Below are 15,688 nucleotides of genomic sequence, written 5' to 3'. Positions count from 1 at the left end.
TTGAGGAAAAACGGTTTATGAAGGTTTACTTTTTAAACCGTTTTTTAAAATAACAAACTAACTATAAATAAATTATGATGGACAAGACTTCTATACGATACAGAGTAAGAGATGATTACAGAACAGCGACCCCGGTTCATGTGGTATGGGAAATAACGCTTGCCTGTAATTTAAAATGTTCTCACTGCGGATCCAGAGCCGGAAAAGTAAGACCCGGAGAACTGACTACCGAACAGTGTTTTGATGTTATTGACAGCCTTAAACGTTTGGGAACAAGAGAAATCACCATTATTGGCGGAGAAGCTTTTTTAAGAAAAGACTGGCTGGAAATAATTGAAAAAATTAACCAGAGCGGAATTGAATGTTCTATGCAGTCCGGAGCTTATAATTTAAACGAGGAAAGAATCAGCAGTGCTAAAAAAGCCGGAATACGAAATATAGGTGTTTCACTAGACGGATTGCCGGATACCCATAATAAAATTCGTGGACGAAGAGATTCGTTTGACCATGTTATCAATTGTCTGCAACTGCTCAAAACCTATGATCTGCCCTCAAGCGTTAATACGGTAATTACAAAGCTGAACAAGAATGAACTCAGTGAACTGCTTGATATCCTGATCGAAAATAATGTCAGAAACTGGCAGATACAACTGGCCGTAGCAATGGGAAATGCCGTAGACCATTCAGATGAACTGATCCTGCAGCCTTATGAGCTGATTGATTTTTACGAAGAACTCATTGTAATATACAGAAAAGCACTGGCTCATAATGTGTTGATACAGGCAGGAAACAACATTGGCTATTTTGGTCCTTACGAACATATCTGGAGACAGGGTAATGAAAAATATTATACAGGATGTTCTGCCGGTCATACCGGAATTGGCATTGAAGCCGATGGTAAAATAAAAGGATGTCCTTCATTGCCTACAAACGGTTATACAGGCGGAAATGTCAAAGACATGAAGCTTGAAGATATCTGGAAATACAGCGAAGAAATGGTTTTTTCCCGATACAGAAATAAAGAAGAATTATGGGGAGGCTGTAAAGGCTGTTATTATGAATCTTCCTGCCTGGCCGGATGCACTTGGACCAGTTCTGTACTTTTTGGAAAAAGAGGAAACAATCCGTTTTGCCACCATCGTGCTTTGGAACTAAAGAAAAAAGGTCTTCAGGAACGTATTCGAAAAATACAGGAAGCTCCGGGGCAGTCTTTTGATATTGGTCTGTTTGAAATCATTGTAGAAAATGAAAAAGGAGAAATAGTAGAAGTACAGTCACCGCATAATGCTCCTGAAATTCAGGCATCTGATTTTACAGAAAGAGTTCCCCGCATACCTAAAGCACTTAAACTTTGTAATGGCTGTGATAATTATGTTTATGAAGAAGAAACCTGCTGCAGTTTCTGCAATGCCGATATCCAGAAAGTAAACGATGAGTACGCCGTTAAAATGGAAAAAGCCAAAAGATCACTTGAAAAATTAGAATTATTAATGATGAAATAATATGGAACTGCTAGAAAAAATCCAATCAGAAATTGATAAGTATTCTAATCATATTGAAGAATCCTTAAGTCTGTCTGAAATTACAATTAAATACGGCCTCAATTCTTATCGGTATGGTTCTTCCAGTTTTTTATCTGATCTTTTTGATCCTATCGCAATAACTAACGAAACCGTATTTTATGATTTAGGCTCCGGTTATGGAAACATAATATTATATGGAGCTGTAAAATATCCAAATGCGAAGTTTAAAGGAATTGAAATTCTGAAAGAACGACATGAAGTTTGTGCCGGTTTAATCGAAAAAGAGCAAATAAAAAATGCCGATGCAATTTGCGGTGATATTTTAAAAACGGATATTTCTGATGGAACTATTTTTTATTTGTACAATCCTCTTTACGATTTTCAATACGCTGAATTATTAAATAAACTACACCAGATTTCATTACAGAAACCGATCATCGTAATTGCAGAATCCAGATGTAATTTTTTTGACGAAGCCGAATGGTTAGAACAATACCATCTTAAAGATATTGATGTGGTTAGAAAAATTAAATACTATCGTTCCAAATTTAATTAAACCATTAAAAAGGTCTGTTTCATTAAGATTTTTTAAAGCATCAAAACCTAAATCATAATTATTTTTCATTACAGAAATTAACCAGCTCATACCTGATATTAATGTGTTTATAGCATTTTTTTAAAATCTGTAATTGCTTAAAGAATAAGTTTACCAAAAGAATATTTCTGCTGTTTATAACAGATTTTAAATCAGAAGAAATATCAAACCAAAAACAAATCAAAAATAAACTCTAAAACCCCAGCAATCATGACAAATCTAAGTTCAATTATTATTCCGGTTCTTCAGGATATGGAAGAATCGTATTTAAAAGATCAACTATTAAAATTTCTTCCAAATCAGGAAGAAGCATTTTCAAAAATCGAAAAAAGTTTCAAACAATTAACCTCAAAAGTTCAGGACAAAGAACGTTTACAGCTTTTTTTTCACAGTTGGAGCCAAACCAATAACAGCGCCATGACAGTTGCCGGAATCAGTAACCGTATGACAATGCTGGTTCATAAAAATCAGCCTATTGCAGACAAAGAAGCCCTTTTACAGTCTATTACAAGTTTAAACAGAATTGTAGACGAAGATTTAGCAGTGGTAGGAAGAGTGCTGCACTCACAATTGTTCTATACAATGGCTACTAATATTTGTACAGACGATGACTGGCTTTCACGTAAATACTTAAACCAAAGTGCTTACGAATTTAAAGCGTGGAAAGATCAAAATTCACTGCGAAATAAAGACATCATGATCGCCCTGCTTACTACTTTAATTCATGAAATTTATACACATGGTGAAGTAGAATATATTCTTCCAAAATTCGAATCCTGGCTTACTAAAGATTATGGCTTTTCTGAAGAAGACAGAGATAAAACACTAGCCTGGATAAGTGTTCACTGCGGGCCTACAGAAAAAAATCATTTCTTTTTTGCAGTCAGTGCTATTTTCCATTATGCCAAAGCAATGAATGTTAATCTGGAAGAATATGATCTGGAACCAATTATCAAAGATTATCTGGATAAAAAATCGGCTGTGATGGAAGATGTAATGGAAATAGAAGAAGTTAGTATATAATTTATGTTCCTGCAGATGATTCATACAGAGCAAGAAACAGAATTATTTGTTTCTGATACCATTATTCTCAGGCAGAATCAGCCGGAAAAACTGAAAATATGGAAAGAGTCTTTTCCTGAATATTTTCAGAAAGGAGCTGGACTGGAAGGTCATTTTTTTGCTAATTCTTCGGTAAAATTGTCTCCGGAATACAATAGTGAAATGGAACGTTTGTGCTCGGTTTTAAACCTCGCCTGCAAAGCCATTGTCGAAAACTATTTTAACGATGAGAGAATTCGAAACTATTATCAGCTCGATAAAGAACTTGAAGCGTTATTAAAAAAATGCATCCACAAAGTATATAATCAGGGTTTTTACCGCCCTGATTTTTTATATGATACCAGTAATCAGCCCAAGATTTGTGAGATTGGGGCACGTTATCCTTTAAACGGCTGGATGATTAGTTATTATCTAAAACTGATCAGCCATGAAGTACATACAATCAAAGATCAGGTAGATTTAGACCAAAACGATTTAAAAAAACTGATTGACGATTTGTATTATCATTTTACTCCAGACAAAAAAGCGGCGTTTGTTCATGATGACGAAAAAGGCACAGAGATTTTTTATCTTCAGAAAGAATTGGCAAAACTGGGAGTTGAATTGATTTCAGTGCGTCCTCAGGATCTGAAAATTTCTAATGACAATCTTTGTGTAAACGAAATATCGGTTTCGCAATTTATATTAGAAATGGATCGGGAAGAGTTAAAAAAAATAAAACCCGAGGTAATGGATAAACTGATTGAGCAAAATTCCTATTTTAATGATATCAGAACTTTAATTTTAATTCATGATAAAAGAGTCCTGGCCGTTATGTACGATTCTGAAATAATGAATGATTATTTAAGTTCTGAGGATTATAACTTTTTAAGAAAGTTCCTGATTCCTAGTTACGTTATTACCGAACCTTCTGGTTGCGATGCTTTTATTAAGAGCAGTCAGAATTTAATTTTAAAACTAAACAGCGGCGGAAGAGGAATTGGAGCCTATGTAAAAAGTGATTGTACACCTTCGGAATGGGAAACTATTATCAGGGAAAACTGGAGTAAATATGTCATACAGCATTTTGTAGACCAAAAAGAGTTTAATGATATTGAAAACAATCGTCAGATTCATCTGGTAGGCATGCTGTTGTGCAGAGACAATAAAACGTATGGTTCCGGTTTATTCAGAGGATCAGATGAATCGGTAGTTAATGTGCATCAGGGAAGAGCTTTAGTTTATCCTATAGCAGAGTAGATCATGAAACATACCGTTGTTATCCCTCTTTATAATAAAGAAGCATATATCTATGATACCATTAGGTCACTGGCTTTTCAGGAGAAAAAAGCATCACAGATTGTTATTGTAGATGACTGCAGTACAGATAAAAGTCTGGACTGTTTGTATGATGCTCTGTCTTTTTTTAAAACTCATTTTTTAGAAACCTCTGTTGAGGTTGTTGAACTAAAGGAAAACAAAGGCCCGGGATATGCCAGAAATATTGGAATGGAAAAAGCATCAGGAGAACTCATTAGTTTTTTAGATGCAGATGATTGTTATACTCCTGCTTGTTTAAAACAAGCCGCATTGATTATGGAACAGGAAAATATTGACATTTTGGTACTTGGAATTTTACTAGTGCCGTCACGTTATTACCTTCCCGCTATTCAGTCTTTTAAAAAAGAACTCATCCCTTTAGCAGATGAACTTTTTTTGATACCAGATATACTGCACAGCATCAGTTCGCCGGATTTTATTATGGGAGTTGGCAGTAACGTAATAATCAGAAAAAAATATCTCGACAACATTCGTTACGAAACCAATGTTTCCTTAAATGAAGGAATCGACTTCTGGTATCGCGTACTGAAAAATATGCCTGTTGGTTTTCGGGCCGGTTTACTAAATAAAATTTGCATTGAAGTAAGAGAAGTAGAAGGCAGTTTGTCAAGAATCAGTTATGCCAGCTGGAAAGAACTGGATATTCCTGTTATTATAAAACGCTATCATAAAAGCAGTAACCCTTACGATAGGTACCTTATGGGAATGTTATCTCAGCGATGGTTTGAACATGCGATGGAACGACTTCCTTCATGGCAGCAAAAAGCGTTGTTTCTGCTGAACCATTCCAAAATCCTGATTAGAAACAAGTATTATTTCTACAAAAGAGCCTGATTAATTAAAACAGATTTTATGAATTCAAATACCGTAAAAACCGACCATACTGAATTGCAGGCTTATTTTGAATGGACCAAACAAAACTCTCTGTATTCGGAATTTTATAAAGGGCATGATTCTGCAGCCAGCGCCCCCATGCTGAGCAAAAAAGTATTAATACCAATTTTAAATACTAAGTTCAATCTTCAAGACGAAAAGACAGGAGTGTATTTGGTTCGTTCAGGAGGAAGTACGCAAAAACCGTTGGTTTTTCCGGTAGACATACAGGAAAATCACAATCAGCGTTTGGCTATGGCGGAGGAACTGACTAGAAATAACTTTTTTACTTCTAAAACAATAGCCCTCAATATTTTTGGCTATTCAGATATGTACCGAACTGCGGCCATAATGGATGATATTTTAGAAAAATGTCAGGCTACCACATTGGCACTGAGTGCACATGCAGATTATCAGGATATGGAACAGGCAGCTCGTTATTTTAAACCCGATTTTATAATGGGCACACCTTCCAAATTATTATGTTTTGCACAGTATTTACAGGAAAAAAATCAAAAACTTCAAATACAAAATCTATTATATGCAGGAGAGTTTTTAAGACCCGAAATACAAAAGCTTTTACAAAAAGTACTGGGATTCCAACAGATTTATTCCATGTATGGCTCTGCCGAAACCGGAATCTGGGCATGGTCGGATGCTTCTAAAAATCCCTCTTTATTTTCTGTTATAAAAGGAATATTAATAGAAATAATAAATCCTGATACAGAAGGATATGGTACCATTGCCGTGACCAATACATTCCGAAAAAGATTTCCGGTTTTTCGATATGCAATTGGCGATTTAGGAAGATGGGTTGAAGTAGAAGGAAAGCCTTTTCTGGAATTAAAATCCAGAGAAACCAAATCCTTTATACTCTGTGAACAGCATTATGATGTCGATGAATTTGTTTCTCTTGCCGGAGAAGCCATTTCTTTTCAGATCCAGCTATCCAGTAAAGATTTTAAAGAAGTCGTTAAAATGCTAATCGTACAAAATATTCCACAGGGCCAAAAAACAGATTTTATCCTGAAAAAAACACAAGCATTAAAAGAACGTCTCGGCTATAATGAGAAATTTATGGAAGTTGAAGTTTTACTGGTCGCAGCAGCTGATTTGTATACGGATCCTAATACAACCAAAACACCTCAGTTATTAGATTTAAGATAATATCTATTATACTGTTTTCAGTAGAGTAAAAAGTATATTTAAAAAGCTTTATCGTTTATCATCTTTTGAATAATTTGAGATACCATTTATGTTGATTTCACCGCCTAAAAAATGAGGTTCCCGATTTCTCAAAACATCAAAAAACGATTTAAAAACAGAACCATATTCTCTAAAACAAACATAATTATATCCTAGATATTCTCCATTATTGGCAGAAAAACCAATTGATTTTACACCAAGTTTGTTTCCAATATAAATGGCGCGGTTCAAATGATATTTCTGCGAAATTAAAGTAGCTCTTTTAATCTTAAAAATATGTTTCGCGCGATACATGGTCGAGTAGGTATCAAAACCGGCATAATCAATAAAAATTTTTGTGGTATCAACGCCATGATTGTAACAGTAATTTTTCATTACCGTTAATTCATCATATTCGTCACGGCCATTATCTCCTGAAAGCAGAATTTTATTGATTCGTTTCATTTTATACAGCAAAATTCCCGCATCAAGACGATCTTTAAGATATTTACTCGGCTGATCTCCATTAATTCCAGCGCCAAAAATAATTCCCACATCATTCTTAGGAAACTTTTTTACCGAATAATAAATCTTGGTTTTAGTCGAAGATTTGACATAATAGTTTACAGACACTATTGCAATTAATCCGATAATTGCGAGGTAAAGAACGATTTTGAAATATTTTTTCACGGCTTATTTTGTAAGATTAAGATTCAAAAATGCGAAGATAACTAAAGTAAAATCAAATAAAAAAACCGAAGCGTTTTTTGCTTCGGTTTCTAAAATGTCTAATATTCTAAGAAGTCTAAGAAAGTCTAAACCAATCCTGCTCTTTTCAACAAAGCTTCAGGTTTAGGTTCCTGACCTCTAAAACGTTTGTATAAAGTCATCGGATGTTCTGTTCCTCCTTTAGAAAGAACATTATCTTTGAATTTTTTCGCAATCTCTTCTTTAAAGATTCCATTTTCATGGAAATATTCAAAAGCATCCGCATCCAGAACTTCCGCCCATTTGTAGCTGTAATATCCAGAAGAATATCCGCCTTGAAAAATATGAGAGAAAGCTGTACTCATTGCATTTTCTTTTACATCTGGATACAATTGTGTGTTGGCGAATTGTTCTGTTTCGAAAGCTTTTAAATCTGTGATAGAAGTTGGATCTTGTCCGTGCCAAGCCATATCCAATAATCCAAAACTTAACTGACGCAACGTTGCCAAACCTTCCTGGAAACTCGCACTTTCTTTAATTTTCTGCACATACTCAATCGGAATGATTTCTCCTGTTTCATAATGATTCGCAAACAAAGCCAAAGCTTCCGGCTCGTAACACCAGTTTTCCATAATCTGGCTTGGTAATTCTACGAAATCCCAGTAAACAGAAGTTCCGGATAAACTTGGATAAACGGTATTTGCTAACATTCCATGTAATCCGTGCCCGAATTCGTGGAATAAAGTCGTTACTTCATTAAAAGTCAATAATGAAGGTTTTGTTTCAGTTGGTTTTGTAAAGTTGCAAACGTTCGAAATATGTGGTCTTTCGTTTACACCGTCTTTTACATATTGCGATTTGAATGAAGTCATCCACGCACCGTTTCTTTTTCCTTTTCTTGGGAAGAAATCAGCGTAGAAAATAGAAACTAAATTGCCATCATTATCTTTTACTTCGTAAGTTGTAACTTCTTCGTGATATTTATCGATATCAAAAACCTCGGTAAAAGTTAAACCGTATAATTTTTTGGCAACCGTAAAAGCGCCATCTAAAACTTTCTCTAACTGAAAATAAGGTTTCAGTTTTTCATCATCTAAATTAAAAAGCTGTTGTTTTAATTTTTCAGAATAATATGCGCCGTCCCATTTTTCTAATTGTTCGATTCCGTCTAATTCTTTCGCGAAAGCAGTTAATTCTGCAAACTCTTTTTGAGCCGCCGGTTTCGCTTTTGCCAATAAATCATTCAGGAAAGAGAAAACTTTTTCCGGACTTTCGGCCATTCTTTCTTCCAGAACAAAATGCGCGTGCGTTTTATAACCTAATAAATTGGCTCTTTCATGACGAAGTTTAGCAATCTTTAAAACGTTTTCTTCATTGTTGAATTCGTTTTTCTGGAAACCTTTTGCCCCAAAAGCAATCGCCATTTTTTTACGCAGTTCGCGATTATCTGCATAAGTCAAAAACGGAACGTAACTTGGATGATCTAAAGTAAAAATCCAGCCTTCTTTTTCCTGATTTTTGGCCAACAATCTTGCCGCTTCGATAGTTCCTTCAGGCAAACCAGATAAGTCTTTTTCGTCTGTCAAATGCAATTCGAAATTATTGGTTTCAGCCAAAACATTTTCGCCAAATTGTAAACTCAATTTCGATAATTCTTTGTCGATTTCTCTTAATTGGTTTTTCTTGTCTTCTGGCAAATTGGCACCGTTTCTCGAGAAGCTTTTGTATTTTTTATCTAATAAAGTTGTTTGTTCTGCATTCAGATTTAAACTTTCTTTTTGATCATAAACAGCTTTTACTCGTGCAAATAAATCAGCATTTAAGCGAATGTCATTTCCAAATTCTGAAAGCAAAGGCGAAACTTCCTGAGCAATTTTCTGCATTTCGTCATTCGTTTCAGCCGAATTCAAATTGAAGAAAATACTTGAAAGGCGATCTAAAATATCGCCCGAATAATCCATCGCTACAATTGTATTTTCAAAAGTTGGTGCATCCGGATTATTTACGATTGCATTGATTTCTGCTTTTGCCAAAGCAATTCCTTCCTGAAAAGCAGGAACGTAATCTTCGATTTTAATTTGCGAAAAAGGTGCTGTGTTATGTTTGGTGTTGAAATATTGGGTTAAAACGCTCATAGTGTTGTTGTGTTACGCAAAGTTTCGCTAAGAAGGCACAGAGCTTCGCAAAGTTTTTTAAATTAATTTTTGTGAAGCTTTGTGTTTGCTTTTGTGAATCTCTGTGGAATTAACTTATTTATTAAGACCTTCAGCCGCTTTATTAACCGCCGCTTTCAATTCTTCTTTGTAAGAAATAATAGTATCTAAAACTTTTTTGTCGTGGCTTCCGATGATTTGTGCTGCTAAAATTCCGGCATTTTTTGCTCCGTTTAAAGCAACTGTTGCAACAGGAACTCCACCTGGCATTTGCAGAATCGATAATACAGAATCCCAACCGTCAATTGAATTACTTGATTTTACAGGAACTCCAATTACTGGAAGTGGAGACATTGAAGCCACCATTCCAGGTAAATGCGCTGCACCGCCCGCACCGGCAATAATTACCGAAATACCGCGATTGTGGGCATTTTTACTAAAATCGAATAATTTCTCCGGTGTTCTGTGTGCCGAAACGATATCTACTTCAACTTCTACATTAAATTGTTTTAATATGTCGATTGCATCCTGCATAACTGGCATGTCGGAGATGCTTCCCATTATAATAGCTACTTTGCTCATGTTTTTATTTTGTTTCAAGTTTTAAGTTTCAGGTTTCATGTTATTTCTGAGACTTAAAAAAATATTATAGTTTTAAAATGTAAACTGTGACTGCGACTGAAAACTGATTACTGAGAAATCACTTTAATAGTATTCTTAACTTCCTCAGCAATTCGTCTTGCTTCCTGCATGTTTTCATTTACGATTGTCACGTGGCCCATTTTTCTAAACGGACGCGTTTGTTTTTTTCCATAAATATGCGGGGTAACGCCATCCCATCCTAAAATGGTTTCGATGTTTTCATAAACCACATTTCCAGAATGACCTTCGGCTCCCACTAAATTTACCATAATTCCGGCAACTTTACTGTCTGTATTTCCTAACGGAAGATCTAAAATAGCACGTAAATGATTTTCGAATTGTGAAGTATAACTGGCTTCTATTGAATAATGTCCTGAATTGTGTGGGCGAGGCGCAACTTCATTAACTAAAATTTCGTCGTCCTGAGTTTGGAACATTTCAACTGCCAAAAGTCCAACGTGATTGAATTTTTCCGAAACATTCAAGGCAATTGCTCTGGCTTTTTCAGCGACTTTTTCGTCGATTCTTGCGGGACAAATTACATATTCAACCTGGTTGGCTTCTGGGTGAAATTCCATTTCTACAACCGGATATGTTTTAATTTCTCCAGATGGATTTCTTACCACGATTACGGCCAATTCATTTTTGAATGGAACCATAGTTTCTGCAATACATTCTACATTTGGTAAATCATCCATGTCTGAAATTTGGCGAATTACTTTTACGCCATTTCCGTCGTAACCAAATTCAGTGCATTTCCAAACAAACGGAATTGTGATTTCATTATTTCCAACTGATTTTTGCAAATGTGCCGGACTTTCGAATCGTAAGTACGATGCGGTCGGAATATTACTTTCTGTATAAAAATCTTTTTGAGTTCCTTTATTCTGAATTTCTTTTAGGGTTTTTGGAGACGGATATACTTTTAAGCCTTCGTTTTCCAATTGCGTTAAAGCTTCAAGATTTACCAATTCGATTTCAAAAGTTAAAACATCGACTTGTTTTCCGAAATTATAAACGGTTTCGTAGTCCATTAAATCACCTTGAAAAAACTTGTTGCAGGCAATTTTACTCGGCGCTTCGTCACTCGGATCTAAAACATAAGTTTGTATATCAAATTTGCGGGTATCGAATAAAAGCATTTTACCTAATTGTCCGCCGCCTAGTATTCCTAATTTAAAATCAGAAGAAAAATAATTCATTTTGAGTTGTGTTTTTGCAAAGATACTTTTTAATCTTTTTTTAGCCAAAATTTAGTTTTTTTAGCCACGAATTCACGAATTATATTTTTTTAATTTTTGCCACAGATTAAAAGGATTAAAATGATTTTCTAATTTTAGTTTTTTGCCACGAATTCTCGAATTATTTTTTAGCATATATTTAATAAAAATTCGTGAATTCGTGGCGATCAAAAAAGCTATTTTATTTTCTTCAAAACTTCTTTGGCTACGGCTTTGTATGCGGCAGAATGATCTGCGTAATCTTTATCAATAATCACTTTAAGTTCGGGATGAATCCAGTCGTAATAATTTCCTAAAACATATAAAGTTCGAATGGAATACGCTTTTGTAGCGACTTTTGTATCATTAATTAACCAATCAAAAGAAGCTTCAATGCAATCTTGAAGATTTTCTTCTGAGAGTTGAATTCCGTTTTCGTTTTTCTTATAATGTGATTTTACCAAAAGCTGAACTACTTTTGCAATCGGACGCATGGAACTTTCGTCTTTTAAAATTTTCAAGTTCGTACAGAAAAAATCAAGATGAGGTTGAAGCCAATGTAATTCTTCGTAAGAAACAAATTCTAAAATCCAGCAGGCTTTATGATTGTTTTTGTCTTCGGGAGAAAAGCAAATAGCAACTAATTCATTAAATAAATGAGGATTTTCAAGAATATCCTGAGCGCATTTTAGACGATTTTCTCTATAGGCACTTACATAATCCAGTTTTTGCTGTAATTCAGAAAACATTTTTTTGGAGGTAATTTTGATTTCGAGCATCTAAAATAAATAATTTAATGAAACAATTCCGTAATAATTAACGGGAAGCCCCGGATAATAGTAACGAGGTGATGCATTTCCGACAGCAACAGCATTTGGGAGTATTAACGAAGCATATTTTGAATTCGTTACGTTGTTTATTCCAAAGGCAAAATGCGTAGTAAGTTTTGGAAAAATCTCAAAACGATAACCGGTTTTTAAGTTAATTAGATTATAAGAATCCGAAAAAGCCGTATTGGCATCATTCATCGGAATTTCATCCACAAATTGATAATCGGCAGAAAAATAAAATCCAATATTTGTATTAAAAGTAATCCCGGCATTAATTTTATTAGCCGCAACTCCGGTTAATTTATTTCCTGAATAATCATTTCCGTTATCGACAAATTCTTTGAATTCATAATTTCCTAAAGATCCAGACAAATAAGAATTGAGAGAAAAGAAACGGTTTATTGACCAATTGTGATTTAAGGTAATTTCGATTCCTTCATGAAAAGTTTTACCGGCATTTAAACCCACATATTGATCGTCGCCAACTCTTTTGGCAACCAATAAATCTTTGATTTCCATTCGGTAAACGGCGATTTCTGTATAAAGATTTTTATTGAAAAAATAGAGCTTTCCGCCAATTTCAAAATTATAACCATTTTCAGGTTTTATATCGGTATTGATTTTGCCTTCGCTTGTCAAAGTTTCTTCTGTAGCCGGAAGAGAAAATCCCCGGCTTACAGAAAAATAAATCGTTTTTAAAGAATTTGGTTTAAAAAGAAAAGACAATTGCGGCGAAAATATTCCGTCATAACTATAATCCTGATTGGTGTTTTCAGAATAATTGTCAAGATTAAATTTTGTTTTGTTATAATTTAAACCAGCCTGAATTTCAAATTGTTCCGAAAGCAAAGTTCTCAACTGAGAAAAAATATTGTAGAAATGTCTTTTCTGACCTGTTTCGGTAAGCTGATCGCCTTGCAAACTTCCCAAACCATTATTTTGCTGATACAGATTTTCGAAAGTATTTCCTTTATAAGTATCCGTAAAATATTCAATTCCGGCAATAAAGTTATTTTTGATTTTTCCGATTTTAAAATCTCCCGAAAATTGTGTTCTGGCGCCAGTTGCAAAAGTATATTGGCGCAATATATCAAAAGGCCTTGGTTCGTTGCTGTCTTTATAATTGATAAAAACAGAAGTTGAATTTTTTAGATTTTCATTTATTGAAAAATCATAAGCCAATCCGCCCAAAGTCGATTTGTATTCTTTATATCCTTTTGAAGCAACCCAGGTTGGCGCGCCAGATTCTGGATTATTTTCAAAAGTTGTTTTGTTAATCGAACTCGGAATAAAAGCTTTTAAATAAGTATAGTTTGAAAAATAAGTCAGTTTGCTGTTTTTCTTCCTGAACAATTCTCCAGCAAGTGTAATTCCTTCACGATTGTAAGCACTATTTTCACGCCAGCCATCGGTTTTTAAATTGTGATAGCTGATATTTAAACTTCCTGATTTTTCGTCCAGACTAAAATTCAGACTATTTTTCAATAATCCGTAAGAACCAAAAACCGAACTTATTCCTGCGCTTTGATTTCCGTTTTTAGAAAGCTGAGGTGAAATCAAAATTGCGCCGCCCAAACCTGCGCCGTAAACACTCGAAAGCGGACCTTTTATAATTTCGATTTGGTTGAGGTTTTCGAGATCAATATCGTCAATAACCGTTTCGCTGTTTCCGGAAGTCAGAGGAATACTGCCGTAAAAAGCACGGATTTTATTAGTTCCGTAAGTAGTTCGTGCGCCAATTCCCCGAATAGAAATTCGGGTTGTAGTAAAATTAGAAGACTGCATAAAAACACCCGGAATTGTATTGATTACGGTTGAAATATCAGTTGTGTTATTTTGCAGTAAATCTTTTTTGGAAAGAATGCCAATTGAAGCCGGAGTGTTTAATAAATTGTTATTAATATGAAGTGAACTGATGACAATTTCGTTCAGTTTTTCTGTTTTAAGAGAATCAATAGTTTTGCTTTCTTTTTCTTGCGCACAGATATTCTTAAAAATAAAAAACACAAAAAGAAAAAAACAATGTTTTTTTGATATCATAAATGATTCGGATTAAAGAAGTAGTTTTTTTAACACATAGAAACATAGCATTGATTGAGGCAAAAAAGGCGTTTCATTTATTTAACAACTTCTTTTTAAGCAAAAATCTATGTCTCTATGTGTTTAAAATATCTGTATAGATTTAGAATTTATTTATTCGCAGTAACCTTCCAAATCGTATTTCCGCTGTCATCATTTACCAAAAGCGATCCGTCGTTCATAACCGTTACAGCAACAGGACGTCCGTAAACTTCTGCTTTATTTTCATCAGAAATAAATCCGGTTAAAAAATCTTCCGGTTTTCCAGACGGTTTTCCATCTTTAAAAGGAACAAAAAGAACTTTGTAACCTGAAATTATTGAGCGATTCCATGAGCCGTGCTGCCCTACGAAAGCGCCGTTTTTATATTTTGCAGGAAAAGCATCTTTGGTGTAAAAGGCCAAACCTAATGAAGCTGTATGCGGACCAACCGGTACATCTGGAACAATGGCTTTTTCAACTAAATCTTTTCTTTCGCCTTTCATTCTCGGATCAGGAATATTTCCAAAATAAGAATAAGGCCAGCCATAAAATCCATCTTTTTTAACACTTGTAATATAATCCGGAACTAAATCGTCGCCCAGATCATCACGTTCGTTAACAGCCGTCCAAAGCTCTTTATTAACCGGATTCCAGTCCATTCCAACAGGGTTTCTTAACCCGGAGGCATAGATTTTTTCTCCCGTTCCGTCAGGATTAATTTCAAGAATTCCGGCACGACGCACTTCTTTATCTATTCCATGTTCAGCATTATTACTTCCTGAACCTACAGAAACATAAATTTTACTTCCGTCAAGACTTGCCAATAGGTTTCTTGTCCAGTGATTGTTGTAACCTCCGGCTGGAAGTTCAAGGATCTTTTCTCCTTTGGTTTCTAATTTCAAAGGATTGTTTTTGTATGGATAACGATATAAACCGTCGGTATTCGCTATGTAGAAAAAATCTTTTAAAACCAGCATTCCAAAAGGTTTATTTAAATCTTTTATAAAAACTTCACGGGTTTCAAATTTTCCGTCTTTGTCTTTATCACGTAAAACTGTAATTTGATTTTTGCTGGCGCGGGTTCCGCTTTCTACAACAAAAATATCACTGTTTGGCGCAATGTAAGTCCAACGGGGATTTTCAAAACCATCTGCAAATTTGGTAACTGTAAAACCTTCAGGAGCTTTTGGTGTTTTATCTTTTGGCCATCCAATAACTTTGCTATTTTTAGTTTTAGATTCTGTTGCATATGGAGGAGGAAGCGTAATATCGCCAATCGCAGTTTTTACAACATTTCCGGGCTGTTTTGCCAGCGCTTCTTTTTCTTCTTTTTTAACTTGGCCGTTGCAGGCCGTCATTATAGCCAGCAATAATATAGAAAATAGTGGTAAGGATTTTTTCATTGGTATTTTGGAGTTAAATAATTATTCAACAACAATTTAGTGAAATAAAAAGTCCCGAAAAGAAACATTTTGTAATTATTAACTGATATTTAACATTCACAAAAAAGTAATAA

The 15,688-nt window shown here is 34.7% G+C and carries 13 protein-coding genes; 6 read left to right on the top strand and 7 right to left on the bottom strand.

Annotated elements, in window-relative coordinates; translation table 11 throughout:
• The first annotated feature begins 74 nt into the window (after window positions 1-74).
• From ABDW27_RS09445 to ABDW27_RS09420, 6 genes are all read left to right on the top strand, one after another.
• Window positions 75-1,502: a radical SAM protein gene (locus ABDW27_RS09445; RefSeq protein ID WP_343695660.1), complete on the top strand. Its 1,428-nt coding sequence runs from the start codon at window positions 75-77 to the stop codon at window positions 1,500-1,502.
• A gap of 1 nt (window position 1,503) precedes the next feature.
• Entirely contained in the window at window positions 1,504-2,079 is a 576-nt protein-coding gene (locus tag ABDW27_RS09440) for a hypothetical protein (protein ID WP_343695659.1), read from the top strand.
• 249 nt (window positions 2,080-2,328) lie between these two features.
• A complete protein-coding gene (locus ABDW27_RS09435; protein ID WP_343695658.1) occupies window positions 2,329-3,141 on the top strand; it encodes a hypothetical protein in 813 nt (270 codons plus the stop codon).
• Between the two features lie 15 nt (window positions 3,142-3,156).
• Window positions 3,157-4,419, top strand: a complete 1,263-nt coding sequence (locus ABDW27_RS09430; RefSeq protein WP_343695657.1) for a hypothetical protein — start codon at window positions 3,157-3,159, stop codon at window positions 4,417-4,419.
• A 3-nt stretch (window positions 4,420-4,422) separates the two neighbouring features.
• On the top strand, window positions 4,423-5,334 hold the full coding sequence (locus ABDW27_RS09425; RefSeq protein WP_343695656.1) for a glycosyltransferase family 2 protein: 912 nt from the start codon (window positions 4,423-4,425) through the stop codon (window positions 5,332-5,334).
• An 18-nt stretch (window positions 5,335-5,352) separates the two neighbouring features.
• A complete protein-coding gene (locus tag ABDW27_RS09420; protein WP_343695655.1) occupies window positions 5,353-6,540 on the top strand; it encodes a hypothetical protein in 1,188 nt (395 codons plus the stop codon).
• Between the two features lie 48 nt (window positions 6,541-6,588).
• On the opposite strand, the gene ABDW27_RS09415 is transcribed toward ABDW27_RS09420, so the two are convergent.
• The 7 genes from ABDW27_RS09415 to ABDW27_RS09385 form a co-directional block, all read right to left on the bottom strand.
• A complete protein-coding gene (locus ABDW27_RS09415; RefSeq protein WP_343695654.1) occupies window positions 6,589-7,248 on the bottom strand; it encodes an ElyC/SanA/YdcF family protein in 660 nt (219 codons plus the stop codon).
• Window positions 7,249-7,373: 125 nt separating this feature from the next.
• A complete protein-coding gene (locus ABDW27_RS09410) occupies window positions 7,374-9,401 on the bottom strand; it encodes a M3 family metallopeptidase (RefSeq protein ID WP_343695653.1) in 2,028 nt (675 codons plus the stop codon).
• 114 nt (window positions 9,402-9,515) lie between these two features.
• The gene (purE, locus tag ABDW27_RS09405) at window positions 9,516-10,001 is read right to left on the bottom strand and encodes a 5-(carboxyamino)imidazole ribonucleotide mutase (RefSeq protein WP_111424354.1); all 486 of its coding nucleotides are present in this window, start codon (window positions 9,999-10,001) and stop codon (window positions 9,516-9,518) included.
• Window positions 10,002-10,108: 107 nt separating this feature from the next.
• Window positions 10,109-11,263 carry a 5-(carboxyamino)imidazole ribonucleotide synthase gene (locus ABDW27_RS09400; protein WP_343695652.1) on the bottom strand — a complete coding sequence of 385 codons (1,155 nt, stop codon included), beginning with the start codon at window positions 11,261-11,263 and terminating at the stop codon, window positions 10,109-10,111.
• Window positions 11,264-11,478: 215 nt separating this feature from the next.
• On the bottom strand, window positions 11,479-12,030 hold the full coding sequence (locus ABDW27_RS09395) for a hypothetical protein (RefSeq protein WP_343695651.1): 552 nt from the start codon (window positions 12,028-12,030) through the stop codon (window positions 11,479-11,481).
• Window positions 12,031-12,060: 30 nt separating this feature from the next.
• The gene (locus tag ABDW27_RS09390; RefSeq protein ID WP_343695650.1) at window positions 12,061-14,151 is read right to left on the bottom strand and encodes a TonB-dependent receptor; all 2,091 of its coding nucleotides are present in this window, start codon (window positions 14,149-14,151) and stop codon (window positions 12,061-12,063) included.
• A 149-nt stretch (window positions 14,152-14,300) separates the two neighbouring features.
• Window positions 14,301-15,575 (bottom strand): sorbosone dehydrogenase family protein, encoded by a 1,275-nt coding sequence (locus ABDW27_RS09385; protein WP_343695649.1) that lies wholly within the window; start codon window positions 15,573-15,575, stop codon window positions 14,301-14,303.
• Between the last annotated feature and the right edge of the window lie 113 nt (window positions 15,576-15,688).

Origin of the sequence: Flavobacterium sp. (assembly GCF_039595935.1) — a bacterium.
Classification (GTDB): Bacteria; Bacteroidota; Bacteroidia; order Flavobacteriales; family Flavobacteriaceae; genus Flavobacterium.
The sequence above is the reverse complement of the archived record's forward strand: the minus strand, read 5'-3'. Positions and strand labels throughout refer to the sequence as shown.